16 protein-coding genes and 3 pseudogenes are annotated in these 17,706 nt (G+C 57.1%); 12 read left to right on the forward strand and 7 right to left on the reverse strand.

The window, feature by feature from the left end:
- Positions 1 to 47 precede the first annotated feature (47 nt).
- Together BLL42_RS24500 and BLL42_RS24505 are read left to right on the forward strand one after the other, a co-directional pair.
- On the forward strand, positions 48 to 1,157 hold the full coding sequence (locus BLL42_RS24500) for a polyamine ABC transporter substrate-binding protein (RefSeq protein WP_071554973.1): 1,110 nt from the start codon (positions 48 to 50) through the stop codon (positions 1,155 to 1,157).
- Positions 1,158 to 1,283: 126 nt separating this feature from the next.
- Positions 1,284 to 1,730: pseudogene (locus BLL42_RS24505) on the forward strand (FAD-dependent oxidoreductase); the annotation flags it as partial.
- 97 nt (positions 1,731 to 1,827) lie between these two features.
- On the opposite strand, the gene BLL42_RS24510 reads toward BLL42_RS24505, so the two are convergent.
- Positions 1,828 to 2,730 (reverse strand): LysR substrate-binding domain-containing protein, encoded by a 903-nt coding sequence (locus BLL42_RS24510; protein WP_071554975.1) that lies wholly within the window; start codon positions 2,728 to 2,730, stop codon positions 1,828 to 1,830.
- Between the two features lie 177 nt (positions 2,731 to 2,907).
- Between BLL42_RS24510 and BLL42_RS24515 the strand changes: the two genes are divergently transcribed.
- The 7 genes and pseudogenes from BLL42_RS24515 to BLL42_RS24535 all read left to right on the forward strand — a co-directional run bounded on the left by BLL42_RS24515 (position 2,908) and on the right by BLL42_RS24535 (position 6,704).
- Positions 2,908 to 3,924: a fatty acid desaturase family protein gene (locus tag BLL42_RS24515; RefSeq protein WP_071554977.1), complete on the forward strand. Its 1,017-nt coding sequence runs from the start codon at positions 2,908 to 2,910 to the stop codon at positions 3,922 to 3,924.
- A 15-nt stretch (positions 3,925 to 3,939) separates the two neighbouring features.
- Positions 3,940 to 4,812 carry a sugar phosphate isomerase/epimerase family protein gene (locus BLL42_RS24520; protein WP_071554979.1) on the forward strand — a complete coding sequence of 291 codons (873 nt, stop codon included), beginning with the start codon at positions 3,940 to 3,942 and terminating at the stop codon, positions 4,810 to 4,812.
- Positions 4,812 to 4,979: a rubredoxin gene (locus BLL42_RS24525; RefSeq protein WP_071554981.1), complete on the forward strand. Its 168-nt coding sequence runs from the start codon at positions 4,812 to 4,814 to the stop codon at positions 4,977 to 4,979. The genes BLL42_RS24520 and BLL42_RS24525 overlap by 1 nt, the downstream gene beginning before the upstream one ends.
- Before the next feature lie 58 nt (positions 4,980 to 5,037).
- Entirely contained in the window at positions 5,038 to 5,442 is a 405-nt protein-coding gene (locus BLL42_RS30800; protein WP_201788736.1) for an FAD-dependent oxidoreductase, read from the forward strand.
- Positions 5,443 to 5,459: 17 nt separating this feature from the next.
- Positions 5,460 to 5,794: pseudogene (locus BLL42_RS30805) on the forward strand (FAD-dependent oxidoreductase); the annotation flags it as partial.
- Between the two features lie 90 nt (positions 5,795 to 5,884).
- Positions 5,885 to 6,025 carry a hypothetical protein gene (locus tag BLL42_RS30580; protein ID WP_236722005.1) on the forward strand — a complete coding sequence of 47 codons (141 nt, stop codon included), beginning with the start codon at positions 5,885 to 5,887 and terminating at the stop codon, positions 6,023 to 6,025.
- A 352-nt stretch (positions 6,026 to 6,377) separates the two neighbouring features.
- On the forward strand, positions 6,378 to 6,704 hold the full coding sequence (locus BLL42_RS24535) for an extracellular solute-binding protein (protein WP_071554983.1): 327 nt from the start codon (positions 6,378 to 6,380) through the stop codon (positions 6,702 to 6,704).
- A 214-nt stretch (positions 6,705 to 6,918) separates the two neighbouring features.
- Here BLL42_RS24535 and BLL42_RS24540 read toward each other — a convergent pair whose 3' ends face one another.
- Positions 6,919 to 7,323, reverse strand: a complete 405-nt coding sequence (locus tag BLL42_RS24540; protein WP_071554985.1) for a hypothetical protein — start codon at positions 7,321 to 7,323, stop codon at positions 6,919 to 6,921.
- Positions 7,324 to 8,159: 836 nt separating this feature from the next.
- Between BLL42_RS24540 and BLL42_RS24545 the strand changes: the two are divergent.
- The 3 genes and pseudogenes from BLL42_RS24545 to BLL42_RS24555 all read left to right on the forward strand — a co-directional run bounded on the left by BLL42_RS24545 (position 8,160) and on the right by BLL42_RS24555 (position 10,782).
- Positions 8,160 to 9,157, forward strand: a pseudogene (locus BLL42_RS24545) (NAD(P)H-quinone oxidoreductase).
- A 74-nt stretch (positions 9,158 to 9,231) separates the two neighbouring features.
- Positions 9,232 to 9,912: a type 1 glutamine amidotransferase domain-containing protein gene (locus tag BLL42_RS24550; RefSeq protein WP_071554986.1), complete on the forward strand. Its 681-nt coding sequence runs from the start codon at positions 9,232 to 9,234 to the stop codon at positions 9,910 to 9,912.
- Positions 9,913 to 10,326: 414 nt separating this feature from the next.
- Complete coding sequence (locus BLL42_RS24555; protein ID WP_071555846.1) at positions 10,327 to 10,782, forward strand: DUF1801 domain-containing protein; 456 nt, start codon at positions 10,327 to 10,329, stop codon at positions 10,780 to 10,782.
- Positions 10,783 to 11,071: 289 nt separating this feature from the next.
- Here the strand turns inward: BLL42_RS24555 and BLL42_RS24560 are convergent, their stop codons facing one another.
- The 5 genes from BLL42_RS24560 to kdpB all read right to left on the reverse strand — a co-directional run bounded on the left by BLL42_RS24560 (position 11,072) and on the right by kdpB (position 17,703).
- Positions 11,072 to 11,401, reverse strand: a complete 330-nt coding sequence (locus tag BLL42_RS24560; RefSeq protein ID WP_071554988.1) for a hypothetical protein — start codon at positions 11,399 to 11,401, stop codon at positions 11,072 to 11,074.
- Between the two features lie 227 nt (positions 11,402 to 11,628).
- Positions 11,629 to 12,318, reverse strand: coding sequence for a response regulator (locus BLL42_RS24565; protein ID WP_071554990.1), 690 nt, complete (start codon positions 12,316 to 12,318; stop codon positions 11,629 to 11,631).
- Positions 12,315 to 15,014 (reverse strand): two-component system sensor histidine kinase KdpD, encoded by a 2,700-nt coding sequence (kdpD, locus tag BLL42_RS24570; protein WP_071554992.1) that lies wholly within the window; start codon positions 15,012 to 15,014, stop codon positions 12,315 to 12,317. The genes BLL42_RS24565 and kdpD overlap by 4 nt, the downstream gene beginning before the upstream one ends.
- Positions 15,015 to 15,039: 25 nt before the next feature.
- The gene (gene kdpC / locus BLL42_RS24575; protein WP_071554994.1) at positions 15,040 to 15,612 is read right to left on the reverse strand and encodes a potassium-transporting ATPase subunit KdpC; all 573 of its coding nucleotides are present in this window, start codon (positions 15,610 to 15,612) and stop codon (positions 15,040 to 15,042) included.
- 12 nt (positions 15,613 to 15,624) lie between these two features.
- On the reverse strand, positions 15,625 to 17,703 hold the full coding sequence (gene kdpB, locus BLL42_RS24580) for a potassium-transporting ATPase subunit KdpB (RefSeq protein ID WP_071554996.1): 2,079 nt from the start codon (positions 17,701 to 17,703) through the stop codon (positions 15,625 to 15,627).
- Between the last annotated feature and the right edge of the window lie 3 nt (positions 17,704 to 17,706).

The following is a 17,706-nucleotide window of genomic DNA, read 5'->3' on the forward strand; positions in this document are numbered from 1 at the left end:
AGTTCGCTCGTAGGACGTATCTGGACAACCCCATTATCAGGTGATTTATGAAGTTAAATTTCAAGGCAGCAATTGCGCTTACCGCCCTCACTGTACTGTGCTCAATGACAAACGCCAATGCGTCAGACCGTCAGCTACGGATCTACAGTTGGGTCGAATATATTCCCCAGCAGGTGCTGGATGACTTCCGGAAGAAGACCGGTATCACCGTTAACTATGATGTGTATGACAGTTCCCAGACCCTCGAAGCCAAGCTGCTGACGGGAAGTTCGGGCTATGACGTGGCTACTGTCAGCAACGGGCAGTTAGGCAGGATGATCACTGCCGGTGCATTCCAGCCACTGGATCGCCAGAAGCTACCGAATTGGTCGCATCTGGATCCCGTTACTATGACCAAGCTGGCGACTTCAGACAAAAATAACGAGCACGCAGTTCCGTATTTGTGGGGCACCACACTGATCGGCTACAACGTCGATAAGGTTAAACAGGCCTTGGGGGCTGATGTGCAGATGAATGACTGGGGCGTGATTTTCAAGCCGGAAAATATGAAGAAACTCAGTACCTGCGGTGTCGCGATCCTTGATGCGCCGGAAGAGTTTTTTCCCATTGCATTGAACTACCTTGGATTGCAGCCCAATAGCCAGTCCAGAGACGACTATAAAAAAGCGGAGGACTTGCTGCTAAGTATTCGTCCGTATGTTCGCTACTTTGATTCGTCCAAATCCTCTGCTGACCTGGCCACCGGCGATATCTGTGTGGCAGTCGCTTGGTCTGGGGCAATCACCGGGGCCATAGCCAGTGTCAAAGCCGCTGGCACCGACCAGACCATCAAGTTGGCGATGACGATTCCTCGCCAAGGCACGATCGAGTGGTCTGATAATTTTATTATTCCTAAAGGTGCTAACAACGTCAACGATGCACACGAGTTCATCAATTACATGATGGATCCCGAGGTCATCGCTCAGTGCTCCAATAGCATTGGCTATCCTAATGCGAACAAGGATGCGCTCGATAAGGTAGCACCGGAGATACGTAACAATCCGAGCATCTACATTCCGGATGAGATGCGCTCGAAGCTGTTTGTGCAGGTACCGGCACCCAATGCAATTGAGCGTCTTCGTACCCGAGCCTGGACCAACATCAAGTCCGGTACCTGAGCCGTAATCATGGGGGAGCCAGCAATGGGTCTCCCATGACGACAAAAGTTCAGTTGAGCCCCGAATCAGTACCCAAATGCGAGCACGTGACATTGGTCGCTGCCGAAGCTGCTTCGTGGACGAAGTGAGGAAGCGGGTCAGTACCTCGTGACCACCGAGCGCGGCCGCATCCGTGCCGACGTGCTGGTGCTGGTGCTGGCCTGCAATGCCTATCTTGATCAACTCGAACCGCAGCTGGCCAGCCATGTACTGCGGGGTGGCACCTATCAGGTGGCCACAGCTCTGCTGCCGAGCAATGTCTGCGTCACCGATAACCAGTTCGTCCTCGATTATTTCCGCCGCACACCGGATAACCGCCAGCTGTTCTGCGGCGGTTGCACCTATCTGGACGGGATGCCCAAGGACATCGGCGCAGCGCCCCGGCCTTATCTGCAGCGAGTCTTCCCGCAGCTTAAGGACGTCGAGCTAGAGTTTGCCAGGGAAGGGCATATCGACCTCACGCTCAAGTGCACACCCGACATCGGCCGGCGGGGTGACCTCTACTGGCTACGGACATTCCATCACCACGCCATATGTCGATACTTCCGCCTACGGAACGCACAAGTCGGGTAAACGAAAGTAACGTTGATCTGCCGTGGTACCGACAACCTTGGGGGTAAACCAATTGCGCTCAACGGGTTACTTCTCGGTCATTGAACACGCTGTTCAGCCAATCGCAAAACGCTCGCACAGTGCCGTTTACGCTGTTTTCCTCCGAAACGACCAAGCAGAAAGTCTCATTGAGCGCCACCGTTTCTGCAAATGGCTTCAGCAGAGCGCCGGACTCGATGTAATCCGCACAAGTCAGGTTGTCTCCAATAGCAACGCCCTGACCATCGATGGCCATGCTCAAGCAAGTCAATGAATCATCTGCCATCGTTGCCTTGGCGCTTTCATAGTCCGTTGCATTGGCAGCGGCCAGCCATCGTCTCCAAGTCGTGCGATCTCCTTCGTGGATCAACGTCTGGTTGAGAAGATCGGCTGGTTTGCTTAACGGAGTACTTCCACGCGTTAACACCGGGCTGCATACCGGAAACTCTTGAAGTTCGAGTAACGCCTGGAAACGGTAACCCGGCCACGGTGGTGCGCCAAAGACAATGTGCACCTCACAGCCGGCAGGTAATTGAGACCCAGTCATTGAGTTCATTGATGCACTTAAACGCAGCTCAAGCTCGATATCAGGGTGCAAGGCCCTGAACCGTGGTAGGCGTTTGACCAGCCACGTTCGAGCGAACGCACCATCCACACCCAGCACCAGTGTTTTTTGCATAGGCAACAAGTCGATTGTCGCTTTATGGATTTGCGCCATCGGCTTCTGGATCTGCAAGAAATACTGCCGCCCCTTCTCCGTCAGCGCCAGGCCACGGTTGGTGCGAGTGAATAGCTGAACCTCAAGTTGCTCTTCCAGCAGTTTCAGCTGCCGGCTGACCGCCGATTGCGTCAGACAAAGCTCGTCCGCCGTTCGACTGACGTTCAGGTAAGTCCCCGCCAACAGAAAGGTACGCAATGCATCGAGTGAGGGAACGCGGGCCATGTAACTCGAATCCCTAAAGGTTTGGTATGCAAATCAGTCATACCAGACATCAGTTTTGATTGATATCCCGCGAAAAAACTTTTCGCCACTCTTAGCCACAGGCAAAGCATCAAGCAGCCAACCACGCCGCTTGTTCCTGGGCGTAACGACTAGAGACCATGGGTACCGAGGTTTGTGATGATTCTTAATCTCTTCAAAGAGAAACGCGGGCTCGCCTATCACGGGATGGCGCTGGCTTATTCATTAACAGGTTACGTCGTCGGAATCGCCGGCCTGTTCAGCCAGCACCTGTTCATCAACATCGCCGCGATGCTTGTGCTGGCACACGCCATGATCATCGGCGGCTACTTGTTGCATGAGTGTGCGCATAACACCGTGTTCAAGAAAAACGAAGATAACGCTCGACTGGGTCGGGTCTTCACCTGGATAACAGGGAGCTGCTACGGAACGTATGAAGACATTCGCTTCAAGCACTTTCGTCATCATGTCGATAACGGTGACGTTGTTTGGTTCGAGTATGAGCAATGGTTCGAACGTCACCCCGTCGCGTTGAAGGTTGTGCAATGGCTGGAGTGGTTCTACATCCCCGCGCATGACTTGATCATGCACGTCATCATGATTTTCAGCTCCTTCATCATTCCGCAACGCAGAACCCAGCGCGTGCGCAATGTGGCTTACATCGTGATCCGCGCAACCTTGTACGGGGCCTTACTTTGGTTCTCGCCATTTGCAGCTCTGCTGTATGCAATCGCCTACCTGATCATGATGACCGTGCTCCGCTTTATGGACGCCTTGCAGCATGACTATGGCGGAACACCGACCCTGTTTGACAAAACCCCAGCGCCGCATAGGGGCGACCGGGAATTCGAACAGGCGCATACCTTCAGCAATCCACTGTCGTTGAAATACCCCTGGGTCAACCTGCTGGTGCTGAACTTCGGTTATCACAATGCGCACCACGCCAAGCCGACAACCCCTTGGTATCAACTTCCGGCGCTGCACCATGAGCTGTTCGGTGATGACCGCAGCGTGGTGGTCCCGTTTTCGGCCCAACTCAAGAGCTTCCATCGCTTCAGGGTGTCGCGAGTCATGTCCGCTGAAGCAACGATGGCGGACGGCGAAGATTTTTTGAAAGCCTTGCAGGCCGGCAACACCAGTGGTGGTAACGCGGCTTCTTTCCTGACTTCATTTTGACCGGATGAAAAACACATGAAAAAACTCGAAATCTTTCAATCGCTCTGGGGCATGGAGCTGGGGCATCCGACACAACCTGAGCGCAGCCACGAAGAAAACTTCAGGAAAGTGGCGGAAGCAGGGTTCGATGGCATTTGCCTGGACCCCACCATGGCCGACCTGGACTACTACAGGGAAACAATCCCGCTGTTCGAAAAGTACCAACTGAAAAGTATGGTGAACCTGTTCCCCCGCCGGGCCAGTGAAATGAAACCGCTTCTTGAGTTCGCTCGTGAAGTCAAAGCGGTCAAGGTCAACACCGTCGCTCAAGTGATGCCGGTGTCAGTGGCGGGGGCTATTCCGCTGATCAATCGCTGGCTCCAGGAAGCTGAGGAGATGGGCATTCAACTGTTGTTCGAGACTCATCGCAACGGAATCCTGAATGACCTGTTCTTCACCCTTGAAGTGATCGATGCCATCCCGGAACTGTTGCTGACTGCCGACCTTTCACACTTCGTCGTCGACAGAGAACTGGAACTACCCCTTCGCGAACTGGACAAGGGTTTTATCAACCGCATTCACGAACGTACCGACTGCTTTCAGGGTCGAGTGGCGACTCGCGAACAAATTCAGATTCAGCTCGATTTTCCGCAACATCAGGAATGGGTCAACGTGTTCAAGGACTGGTGGCGCGAGGGAATGCGCAGCTGGCGCAACCGCAATACGGATGACGCGACTTGCGTTTTTGTCTGCGAGTTGGGGCCGCCCAACTACGCGATTACCGACGCCCACGGCCTGGAACTGTCGGACCGCTGGGTTGAAGCCCTAACCATCAAAAACTGGGTGGAAGGTATTTGGGCGCAGCTGGAAAGCGAAGACTCCCAATTGCGCACCACGGAGTCGTCCTGATGTTTCGCCAATACCTCTGTGAAATTTGCGGCCACATCTATGACGAAGCGCTGGGCGCGCCACAAGACGGTATTGCGCCCGGGACCCGTTGGGAGGACGTCACGGACAGTTGGGTATGCCCGGATTGCGGTGTCACTAAAAGCGATTTTGTCCTCTGCGAATCTTGAGTGACATCCGCTGAACAGCAGCCAGGTCCATGACTACAACGGTTACGGAGCAAGTGAAATGAAACCACTGATTATTGTGGGTACGGGGCTGGCGGGCTATACCCTGGCGCGTGAGTACCGCAAACGTGAACCGGATGCGCCTTTGGTGTTGCTGACGGACGACGATGGCGCGTTCTATTCCAAGCCTCGCCTGTCGAACGCCTTCAAAGACGGCAAGTCAGCCGATCAACTGCTGCAAATGCCGGCCGATGAGATGGCCAAACAGCTCAACGCGACCATTCTCACTGGCGTTTGTGTGTCCATGATCGATCCGCAGGCGAACACCCTGTTGGTCGATGGCCAGACGCTTGCCTGGAGCAAACTGGTCCTGGCCTGCGGAGCAAATCCCGTTCGCTTGTCGCTGTCGATCAATTGCTCTCGGTCAACGACAGGCTCGATTATGCCTCGTTCAGAGAAGCCTTGATCGGCAAGCGAAGCGTTGTGTTGCTGGGCGCCGGGCTGATCGGCTGTGAGTTTGCCAACGATTTGGCGGGACATGGTTTTGCTGTGACAGTGGTCGACTGTGCGCCTCATCCACTGGGGCGACTGCTCCCGGCCGAGGGTGGCGCTGCCATACAGGAACGACTTGAACATGCGGGTGTGAGCTTCCAATTTGGCCGCAGCGTCGCGCGTGTCGACCGAAGCGCAAGTTCAGTACAGCTCACACTTGATGACGCAAGCGTTCTGGACGCTGATGTGGTGCTGTCGGGCTGATGCCTAGGGTTGAACTCGCCACCGCTGCTGGCCTTGCGGTGCAGCGCGGCATCGTCACCAACCGAATGCTGCAATCCTCACACCCGGACATTTATGTCCTCGGTGACGTTGTGGAAATTGACGGTCGGGTGCTGCCGTTTGTGTTGCCGCTGATGGCTCAGGCTCGCGCACTGGCAGCCACGCCCAGTGGCCATCCCACGCCTGTGCACTATCTGGCGTTTCCGGTGACCGTCAAAACGCCCGCCTGTCCCGCCGTCATCTGTCCACCAGCACCAGGTATCGATGGCCAATAGCTAAGCGAAACGCTGCCCGATGGCTGGCGCGGTGAGTATCGATCAACTGATAGCGAGCTTCATGGTTTTGCGCCCATGGGAGAAACCGCCGTAAGGGATCGCCTTTTGCTTGCCAAACAGATCAAGGACTGGCTGCCGGCCCTGCCCCCCGTCAACAACCAATTCTTTACCCGCATGAGTTGAAACAACGCAAGCGGGTGACGACCTATTTTTTCTGCTGAACGACATTCTGAGGTGGTTAGGCATGAGACTGATAACGTTGAGTTTGCTTTTAGGCTTCGTCCTTCCACTGCATGCAGAAGAGAAGGTACTCAACATTTACAACTGGGGGGATTATGTCGGCAAGTAAACCTTGAAAAGGTTTGAAGCCGAAACAGGGATCAAGGTGAATTACGACACCTTTGACAGCCTGGAAATACTGGAAAGCAAGCTGCTGACCGGGCGTACCGGTGATGACGTGGTGTTCCCGACAAACACCCTGGTGGGCCGCCTGATCCAGGCCAAGGCTATCGAGCCGGTAGATCCGCAGCAGCTCAAGGGACTGGGAAACATCGACCCGCAAATCCTGACAAGCTTCGCGCAGGTCGACCCCGGCAATCGCTACGCCGTTCCTTACACGTGGGGCACCACTGGGTTGGCGATGAACCTACAGGCGGTGTTGGTGCTGATGCGGTTTTGACCCAAGCTACCGACTTTAGCTGACCCTTAGGCGGTGTGTGAAGACACGCATAAGACCATCGATTACCGAGTATTCAGGTAGGTCAACGATTTCCGGCAGCCTGGGTCAAAACCGCATCAGCGACAACACCCATAGCGGCCTGTGACGACTCCGATGAGCAGACCTGCAACGCCTAAACTAAGCGGCGGCGTTAGCCGTCCGCTATAGTGATTTGTTATGCATGGCCTTCATCGCGCTGCGATAAAAAAACCCAAGCAAAGAACAACATAAACACTAAATCGTTTATACCGTAGATACTGTAAAAAGCCCCAGCAAAAACGTCCGTGGAATAGAGTGGTTCAAGACTATTCTTCGAAAGCCACATAACCCAAGCCACAACATATACGGCTTTCTCTATAGCAAAAGCGCCTACCAACCACTTAATATTTGAGTTGATGGCCGCAGCACCGAGATAGGCTAGACCCCACACAACAATCATGAGCAGCCCAAAGTTCGACATTACAACGGGGTCGGCGTTGTTAATAGCAACATTGGTGAATGCCCGTGAAAACACAAGAACACCGCCTATATTTATAAGCGCGGCCGCGATAAGTCCATTCCTTACCAATGTTATATTCATGTTTTTTCTCCAGGATTGAGCAATGCATAACATGATTTATACGGCAGATGACGGTGTATAACAAGATCGCGTGTCGTATAGCGTGGCGCGTCATTTTTTTGAAGGTCCGCATATATATTGAGGCTCCGCCAAACTTCCACAAATTCAAAAAGGGCAAGCATTAAGTTGACTTTCCATTTGTATCTTAGTGCCACGCTTTTCACCGTTCGATGATACAAAGCAGCTACCCAACGCTATCAGAGTAGTCCGCTTTCGATCGAGGCTGTGTGAAAACGTTTTAGAGCAGGTTTGACAGTCAGGACTGGAACGAAAATCGCGTTCCTACGCAAATTTCCGGTCTGCTGATTAACCAAACACTGGCAGATTTTACGTAGCAACGCAGACTTCAAAACGGCGCATGCGTTTTCACACAGCCTGGATCCATTGCGGTTATCCGTCATGAGTCGAAATGGCCCGCGATACTCCGCGGTTGTCTGACCACCATAGTCGTCGCCATGATCCTGCAGCTGTGGCACAAGCTCATGACTCCCGAGGTGCTCGAATGGGACAGCCGCGTTGCAGCATCTGAAGAGCGAGAACTGGCTTCCGAGTCAAATGCGCGCAGTGGTATTTGGGAGTTGGCAGCAACCTCAACACCATCAGAAACGGCTCATCGCGCTTTCGCAGCCCCCAAAAGCTAAGCGTGGCTTTCAACTGCGCAGTCCGTCTCATCCGGCTCTTTGGTCACATCAGTGGCCTATCCTGCACACACTATGACGCGGGCTTATGCCTGCTTGAACATATTCCTATTGTTGAGGATAGATACGATGGCTTCAACACCACCCAACCCACAAACCATGCTGGCCAATGATATCAAGCACTATGGCGCACCTGAAGTGCTTGTACCCAACCAGCACCCCGTACCTCAACCGGGAGAAGGCTATCTACTGATAAAAGTTGCAGCAGCAGAGGTAAATCGCCCGGATTTGCTGCAACGACAAGGAATCTACGCGCCACCACCGGGAGCCTCGAGCATTCCTGGCCTGGAGATTGCGGGCACCGTGGTTGCCTCGGGCGCGGGTGTTTCCCGCTTCAAATCCGGCGATCAGGTTTGTGAGCTGATTGCTGGCGGTGGCTATGCTGAATACTGCGTGGTGCATGAAAGCAATGCTCTGCCAGTGCCCAAGGGGTTGAACCTGCTTGAGGCTGCGGCTTTGCCGGAAACCTTCTTCACCGTATGGGCCAATGTGTTCCAACGCGGCCAGCTTAAGGCAGGGGAAACCGTGCTGATGCACGGCGGCGCCTCCGGTATTGGCACGGTCACGACCATGCTGGCCAAAGCGTTCGGCGCCACAGTCATTGTGACCGTCGGCTCCGAAGAGAAGCGCCAGGCCTGCCTGAAACTGGGGGCAGACGCCGCAATCAACTACCGCACCCAGGACTTCGTCGAGGAAGTCAAACGCCTCACCAATGGCCGAGGGGCGGATGTGGTTGTCGACCTGATTGCCGGTGATTACGTGGCGAAAAACTATGAGGCGGCGGCCACGAACGGGCGGATTGTGCAGATCGGCGTACAGAACGGTCCAGCGAAAGAGCTGAACTTGATGACCATGCTGATCAAGCGACTGACGCATACGGGAACTACGCTGCGCTCGCGCAGCGTGCATGAGAAGGCCGCTATTGCCCAAGAGCTTGAGCAACAGGTTTGGCCTCTGCTGGAAGGCGGCAAGCTCAAGCCGCAGATTTACCAGACGTTTCCGTTGGAAGAAGCGGCCAGGCTCACGCGCTGATGGAGTCCAGCACCCATATCGGCAAGATCATGCTGTTGACCAAGGCATTTGAGGCCAGCGAGTAACCAAAAGAACACTCTGGGTAATACCTGATGCGAATCAGGCATTACCCCCACCACTAAAAACCAAGAGGTGAACCATGAGCAAGAAAATTCTGGTGGTACTAACCAGCGTTGAGAAGTACCCGAATCTGGACCGCGCGACTGGTTTGTGGCTGGGCGAGGCAGTGCATTTTGTGCATAAAGTCGAAGCAGCCGGTTATGAGGTTGACTATGTCAGCCCTCAGGGCGGTTATACCCCCATTGACCCGCACAGCCTTGCAATGGCCATACCGATTGACTGGGAGTGGTACCACGACAAGGCGTTCATGACCCGTCTGGGTTCGACGCTAAAGCCGAGCGAAGTCAACCCGGCTGACTACGTCGCCGTCTATTACGCAGGTGGCCACGGGGTGATCTGGGATTTCCCTGAGAACGCTGAGCTACAAGCCCTGAGCCGCAAGATTTACGAAAGTGGTGGCGTCGTTTCCTCGGTCTGCCACGGTGCTGCCGCTCTACTCAACATCAAACTGTCTGACGGCACTCTGCTGCTCAAAGGTAAGGAAGTCACCGGCTTCTCCAACACAGAAGAAAAACTTGTCGAGCTGGATAAATACGTACCCTTCCTGACCGAAGATGAGATGGTCGCCCGTGGCGGCCTGTACAAGAAGGCCGACGAACCCTGGGCTCCCTTTGCAATTGCCGATGGGCGACTGATCACCGGGCAAAACCCGGCTTCGGGTGGCGCGGTTGCTGATCTGGTGCTAGCAGCAATCAAGTAGATTGCCTAAAGAGAATGCAGTCAATCCGTTGCGGGTCGGTAAAGGATCGACTGCATGGGGATCTTTGTTTGGAACGGGCTGTGGTGAAAATGAGCACTCGGTTATATGTAGCTGCCAGCTTTTCAGTCAGACCAGATAAGGTAGATGAAACTCTTATTCTGTTGGCTGGCTTGCCCCATAAGACTAGAGCCAGAGTGCTGTTGTCTACCGAAGAGTTCGAGCGGTTTCCTGTCAACATGAATCGCCCCCAATTTTTTAGAGGCATATGAATGACGGCTTCTGGCCGACTTCTGCCTTTCGCCAAGAGCTGCAACCGACCCATTGCGGTTGTTGATTGCCTGGAGGGAAGCCGTCAGTCGGCAATGTTCAAGTGGCGGGCGAGCGACAACTACCATGAGGCGGATGACAACCATCATGAAGAAGGAAAAGGGCGGCGCAAATGGAGGAGAGGGGGAAGGCACTGTCTCTCAGCTGATAGAGGCGAGAATCAAGGAGCTGAGTGATTGGCGGGGTGAAATGCTCGCTCGGGTCCGGGCGCTCATCCAGCAGGCCGTTCCTGAGGTGGTTGAGGAATGGAAGTGGAGAGGGGTTCCGGTATGGTCGCACGCCGGAATCATCTGCACCGGTGAGACGTACAAGCATGTCGTGAAGATGACCTTCGCCAAGGGCGCGTCGTTGGAGGACCCTTCAGGTCTCTTCAACTCCAGCCTCGAAGGCAACACCCGGCGTGCCATTGACGTCCACGAGGGCGACAGGATTGATGAAAAAGCGTTGACGGCGCTCATTCGCGCCGCCGTGGCTCTCAATACGTCGGTGCGGGCGGGCGGAATGAACGGTCCGCCAATCACGTGTCGCGGTCGGGGGGAGTGAGCGGAATGTCGGCGTGTTGAACTGATCCGCATTTTCCCTGGCTATCTGCTTCTGTATTGAACCCAGCCCTGGCCTCACAATGACGCTGCGACCACAGACGTGTAATTTTGGAGGCCTAATGCTGAAGATGGCGATTTTTCTGGGTGGATTTCTGACGTTAACCATCGTGATTGGTGCGCTTGCCACCATCTCTCCGATGTAACCCCAAGAAGATGAGCGCCTCGTTTTTCTGGACCCTCCCGACCTTTTGTACGTGGCGCTATGGCGTGAGTGACCGGTTACGAGCCGGTCAGGTGATGGTGGGGATGTAGTCGATGTACGCCAATCGCTCGCCATTGTGGTAAACGTCAACCGCTGTGTAGTGGGGCGCGCTTGGGGGCATTACCCGGTCGTACCTGGCCTGTGTACTGCACAACATGGGTGGCCAGATTCCAGGCCGTTGGACCACGTGCAGATCCAGCATGAGGATTGATGGATTAGAGCCCTGCGCGGCTCTCATGGTCAGGTAGACCTTGATCCCCGGATTGGCAACTTCAACATCGCCTACAACGTGGAAGTCGTCCGGTTTCGGTGGCATCGCGTTCAGCCATGCATGCCAGTCTTTACTGCTAGTGGTCATTTTTCTATTCCTTGAGACATGAAACCCGAAGCTTGAAGTACTGCAATTCCGTGTGGCGCTTCGTATGCCATCGAATTAAATGCCCGGTGCCCAACAGGCAGTAAGGGATCTCCTGTTTAAAGGTGTAGACGAGGAAAGGGTGACCACTCTTCAGCCTGGACGAACGGTAGCCACGGGGCCTCAGGACTTGAAGCCTGTGTCTGAATTCAACGCGTGCCGCTCAGTGTTCAAGGAATGAATCGGTAACCCACACCGGTTTCGGTCACCAGGTGTCGTGGCTGGGACGGGTCTGCTTCGATTTTTTTGCGCAGGCCTCCCATGAACACCCGAAGGTACGGCGTATCGGTGGTGTGCGAAGGGCCCCATACGGCTTTGAGCAGTTGCAGGTGAGTCAGGACCCGGTCCGGGTGCGAGCACAGATGAACCAGCAAACGGTATTCCAGAGGCGTCAGGTGCAAAGGCGCACCGGCGCGTTCCACGACGCGCCGATCCAGATCAATCTGGACATCTCCAAAGGCCAGCACCGAGCGGCTCTCGGCATCCTTGACGCGCCTGCGTAAAAGGGCTCGGACGCGGGCGAGCAATTCTCCGGTGCCGAAGGGTTTCACCAGGTAGTCGTCGGCCCCAGTGTCCAGGGCCAGAATTTTGTCGGACTCCGCGCCACGCGCAGACAACACAATGATCGGCACCTGTGACCAGTTCCGTACGTCCCGAATCAGGTCAACACCGTCGCCGTCGGGAAGTCCGAGGTCGAGCACGATCAGGTCCGGACGGCGCGTCCCCGCGTCGACGAGGCCGCGGTGAAAGGTGTCGGCTTCATGCACTTCCAGACCATCGGCTTGCAGGGCCATTCGCACAAAGCGTCGTATTTCTTTCTCGTCTTCAATAATCAGGATGTGGGGCACCGATTCGGTCATGGTTGTTCCTCGTCGGCCGGCTGCGCAAAGGGCTCGATGACTGGGGGTTCTTCGCGGGGCAGACGTAAGGTGAAGCACGCCCCCCCTTGAGGGCGAGTGACACCCAGCATGGTACCTCCATGAGCCTGGGCAATGGCTCGGCAGATGGCCAGGCCCAGGCCAACGCCGGGAATCGAGCTTTCCTTCTTGCCGCGTACGAACTTGCTGAATATTTCTTCCTCATGCCCGTGAGGCAATCCCGGGCCTTCGTCGGCGACCCACAACTCGATGCTGTCGGGCGTTGCGTTAGCCCCCAGACGGATGGGGGTGTCGGGTGGGGTGTACTTGACGGCGTTTTCGATCAGGTTGATGAGGATGCGCTCGATCAGCACGGCGTCGATGCGCACCGGTGGTAGGTCATCATCCAGTGCAACCTGTACCGAATGCGCTCCCAGAATCGGATGGATCGCTCTCAGGGCGCTGCCCACCACGTCTTCGATGGGCTGCCATTGACGATTCAACACCACCTTGCCGGATTCGAGGCGAGCCATGTCCAGCAGGTTATTGACCAGGGTAGTCATGCGCAGCGCGGATTCGCCCACGGCGGTGGCAATCTCGGCGGCGTCGCCTGTCAGCGCAGGTTTTGTCAGTTTGAGTGCCTCGGCGAGCCCGACCATGACCGAAAGCGGAGTCCGCAAATCGTGGGAAATGGCCGAAAGCAGCGAATTGCGCAACCGCTCGGACTCCATCTGAACCGTCGTGTCCTGGGCGACGTGGATGTAGTGAATCCGTTCGAGGGAGATCGCCAGCAATGACGCACAGGTGTCGAGCAGGCGCCGCTGTTCCGGCACAGCCAATCGGCTCGCGTCTTGCGGCTGCACGGCCAGTACCCCGCGTACCCGCATGGGCGCTGACAAAGGCAGATAGAGCGTGGAGCTCGACGGCAGCGTGTCGGTGCCGTATCCGGCCGGTTCGGTTTTATCGAACGACCACTGGGCAATGGCAAAGTCGACTTGGGGTGCATCCCCCGTGACCATGGGGGCTTGCAGTTTATTGTTGTCGTCAGCGACCAGCAGTGCCGACCTTGCGCCAAACTCGGCGGACAGAAAGCGTGAACCGATTTCGGCGACCTGCTCGGTCATCAGCGCGGCGGACAATAGGCGCGACATGTCGTACAGCGCCCGCATGCGGTCTTCACGCCGTTGCGCCACCCGCGCCTGGAAGGTCAGGCCGGCGGTCATTTGCCCGATCACCAGGGCGACCACGAGCATGACGCTGAAGGTCACCAGGTACTGGACATCGGCGAAGGCGAACGAAAAGCGCGGCGCTACAAAGAAAAAGTCGAAGGCGCCGACTGAGACAAAGGCCGCCATGACGGCCGGGCCACGACCAAAGCGAACCGCTACAGCGACGACGGCCAGCAGGAAGAGCATGACGATGTTGGCCTGCTCCAGCACCTGGAACAGGGGCATGGCCACCAAGGTTGTCGCCGCGCAAATCACCACGCTCCAGAGGTAGGCCGACCATATGATTGGGCTTTCGCCGGCGGTGGCGGTGCTCTCGGTTTGCGGGCGGTGGCTGGCCGGCAGCGAGACTTGAATCACATCAAGGTCAGCGCCCAACAGACCAATCCGATCCGCCAGCACCGATCGCCAGAGTCGGCGACGCGGACGTTCGTCACGACCCAACACGACTTTTGAAAGGTTGTGCTGCCGTGCGTACTTGACCAGCGCTTCGGCAATGTCCTGACCGGCCAGGGTCGAGATTTGCGCGCCCATGTCCTGGGCCAGTTTCAACGTCGCCAGCACACGACGGCGCTTGGTCTCGGGCAGACGCTGCAAGGCGGGGGTTTCGACATACACGGCGTGCCACGGCACGCTGAGTTGGGCGGCCAGGCGCGCCGTCGAGCGTACGGTTTTTTCTGCCTGTTCATGAGGACCAATGCAGGCGAGCAGCGACTCGCGGGTGCCCCACACCGGTTTGACCGCGCCGCTTTGGCGATACTGCAACATCTCGCTGTCGACGCGATCGGCGGTTCGGCGCAGTGCCAGTTCGCGCAGGGCGATCAGGTTGCCTTTGCGGAAGAAGTTCTGCACCGCACGCTCGGCCTGTTGCGCCATGTAGACCTTGCCTTCTTTCAAGCGCTGCAACAGGTCGTCGGGTGGCAAGTCGACGATGACCACTTCATCGGCGGTGTCGAAGACATGGTCGGGCACGGTCTCCCAGACGCGAATGCCGGTGATGCCGCCGACAATGTCGTTCAGGCTCTCAAGGTGCTGAACGTTCATTGTCGACCAGACATCGATACCGGCGCTGAGCAGTTCCTCCACGTCCTGCCAGCGTTTTGGATGCCGGGAACCGACGACATTGGAGTGCGCCAGTTCGTCGATCAGGATCAAGCCCGGTTTGCGTACGAGGGCGGTGTCCAGATCGAATTCGCTCAGTGTGCGGTTCTTGTCGACAACCTGCCTGAGAGGCAGGTGTTCAAGACCCGCTGTCAGGGCCTGGGTTTCGGCGCGCCCGTGGGTTTCGATCACGCCGACCAGCACATCGACGTTTTGCAGTTTTGCAGTCTGGGCCGCCGCGAGCATCGCGTAAGTCTTGCCGACGCCGGCACTGGCGCCGAAAAAGATCTTCAGCCGACCACGTTTGGCTTGCGCTTCTTCTTCGCGGATCTGGGCCAGTAGCTGGTCCGGGTCGGGACGTTGTTCGGACATCAAGCCCACCCTCTGTGAGTTGCACTCAATGCGCAGCGTCGAGCGCCAGGTTCAGTGCCAGAACGTTGACCCGAGGCTCGCCGAGGAAGCCGAGCAGTGTGTCTTCGGAGTGTTGGTTGATCAGTTCGCGGACCTTCTCGACGGGCAGGTTGCGCACCCGCGAGACTCGGCCTGCCTGGTACAGCGCTGCCGCGATGCTGATATGCGGATCAAGACCGCTGGCCGAGCTATAGACCAGGTCGGCGGGGACCGTGGCGGTGTTTCCCGGATCGGCAGCGTGCAACGCGTCGATCCGGCCCTTGATCGCGTCCGCCAGCGCCGGGTTCAGTGGGCCCAGGTTCGAGCCGCCCGAGGCCAATGGGTTATACGCCATGGGACTGGTGGCGGAAGGGCGGCTCCAGAAATACTTCGGATCACTGAAGCCCTGACCGATCAGCAGCGAGCCTACGGTCTTGCCGTCTCTTTCGATCAGGCTGCCCGCAGCCTGATGGGGAAAAACCAGCTTGGCGATTGCGGTGGTGACCAGCGGATAGGCCAGGCCGGTGAGCAGTGACAGTGCAATCAGCAGGGTCAACGCCGGACGCAGCAGAGATAACATAGCCGTACTCCCTTAAGTCAGACCGACAGCGGATAACGCCATGTCGATCACTTTTATGCCAATGAATGGAACGATTACCCCACCCAACCCATAGATCAACAGGTTGCGGCGCAGCAGCAGGGCCGCACCGACCGGGCGGTACTTCACGCCTCTGAGCGCCAGGGGAATCAGGAAAATGATAATCAGCGCGTTGAAAATCACCGCCGACAGCACCGCTGAATTCGGGCTCGTCAGCCCCATGATGTTGAGTGCCGCGAGTTGCGGGTAAGTGGTGACGAACGCCGCCGGCACGATCGCGAAATACTTGGCGATGTCGTTGGCAATCGAGAAGGTGGTCAGCGAACCACGGGTCATCAGCATCTGTTTGCCCGTCTCCACCACCTCGATCAACTTCGTCGGGTTGCTGTCGAGGTCGACCATGTTGCCGGCTTCCTTGGCCGCCTGAGTCCCCGAGTTCATCGCCACGGCGACATCCGCCTGCGCCAGCGCCGGGGCGTCGTTGGTACCGTCGCCGGTCATGGCCACCAGCCGACCTTCGGCCTGGTAGCTGCGAATCAGTTCCAGCTTTTGTTCAGGGGTGGCTTCCGCCAGAAAATCATCGACACCGGCCTCAGCGGCGATGGCGGCGGCGGTGATCCGGTTGTCCCCCGTCACCATCACGGTCTTGATCCCCATGCGCCGCAGCTCGGCGAAGCGTTCCTTGATGCCACCCTTGACGATGTCCTTGAGTTCGATGACGCCCAGCACCTTGGCCCCATCGGCGACCACCAATGGCGTACTGCCTCGCTGAGCCACTTCTTCGACGACGGTCTGTACCGCTTCGGGGAAATGCCCGCCCAGACTCTGGACATGCTTGAGGATCGCCTCACCGGAACCCTTGCGCAGTTGCCGGTCATCCATGTTGACGCCGCTCATGCGGGTCTGCGCCGAAAAGTGCACGAAGTGCGCATGCAGCGCCGAGATGTCGCGCTCTCGCAGGTTGAACCGTTGTTTGGCCAGGACCACGATGCTGCGCCCCTCAGGCGTTTCGTCGGCCAGTGATGCAAGCTGTGCGATATCCGCCAGCTCCGATTCCTTGATGCCCGGCGCCGGTAAAAACGCCGAGGCGTGACGGTTGCCCAGCGTGATGGTCCCGGTCTTGTCGAGCAGCAGCACGTCGACATCACCAGCGGCCTCCACGGCCCGGCCGGAGGTGGCGATCACGTTGGCTTCCATCATGCGGCTCATGCCGGCCACACCGACCGCCGACAGCAGCCCCGCGATGGTCGTCGGAATGAGGCACACCAGCAGTGAAATCAGCACGGTGATCGAGACCGGCGCCCCGGACTTGGCGGCTGCGACGCCGAACAGGGAGAAGGGCAGAAGCGTCACCGTGACGCCCAAGAACACGATGGTCAGCGCGACCAGCAGGATCGACAGGGCGATTTCATTTGGGGTCTTTTGCCGTTTGGCATTCTCGACCATGGCGATCATGCGGTCGACGAAGGTCTCGCCGGGGTTGGTGGTCACGCGGATGACGATCCAGTCCGAGAGCACTCGGGTACCGCCGGTCACCGCAGAAAAGTCGCCGCCAGACTCGCGGATCACCGGAGCCGATTCGCCGGTAATGGCAGACTCATCCACCGAGGCGGCGCCTTCGATCACCTCGCCGTCGGCGGGGATTACCGAGTCTGCGAGGTCGCCGGCTTCAACCACCACCACATCGCCTTTGCACAGATCGCTCGATTGAGCCAACTGCCACTCGGCGCCGTAGTGCGGCTCGCGCAGCTTCTTGGCCCAGGTTTGCTTTTTCAGGTCGCGCAGAGAGGCCGCCTGGGCCTTGCTACGGCCTTCGGCCAAGGCCTCGGCAAAGTTGGCGAACAGCACGGTGAACCACAGCCACAGAGCAATCGCGAGGATGAACCCGGTGCTGGCCTCGCCCTTGCCGCTGAGGGCCTGCGCCCAGAGGGCGGTGGTGATGATCGCGCCGATATAAACGACGAACATCACCGGGTTGCGCCACTGGATCCTGGGGCTGAGTTTACGTACGGACTCGACAATGGCCGGTCTTATCAGTTTCGGGTCGAACAAGGAGAACGTTTTACGTGTCATGTG

This window comes from Pseudomonas frederiksbergensis (assembly GCF_001874645.1).
GTDB lineage: Bacteria > Pseudomonadota > Gammaproteobacteria > Pseudomonadales > Pseudomonadaceae > Aquipseudomonas > Aquipseudomonas frederiksbergensis_B.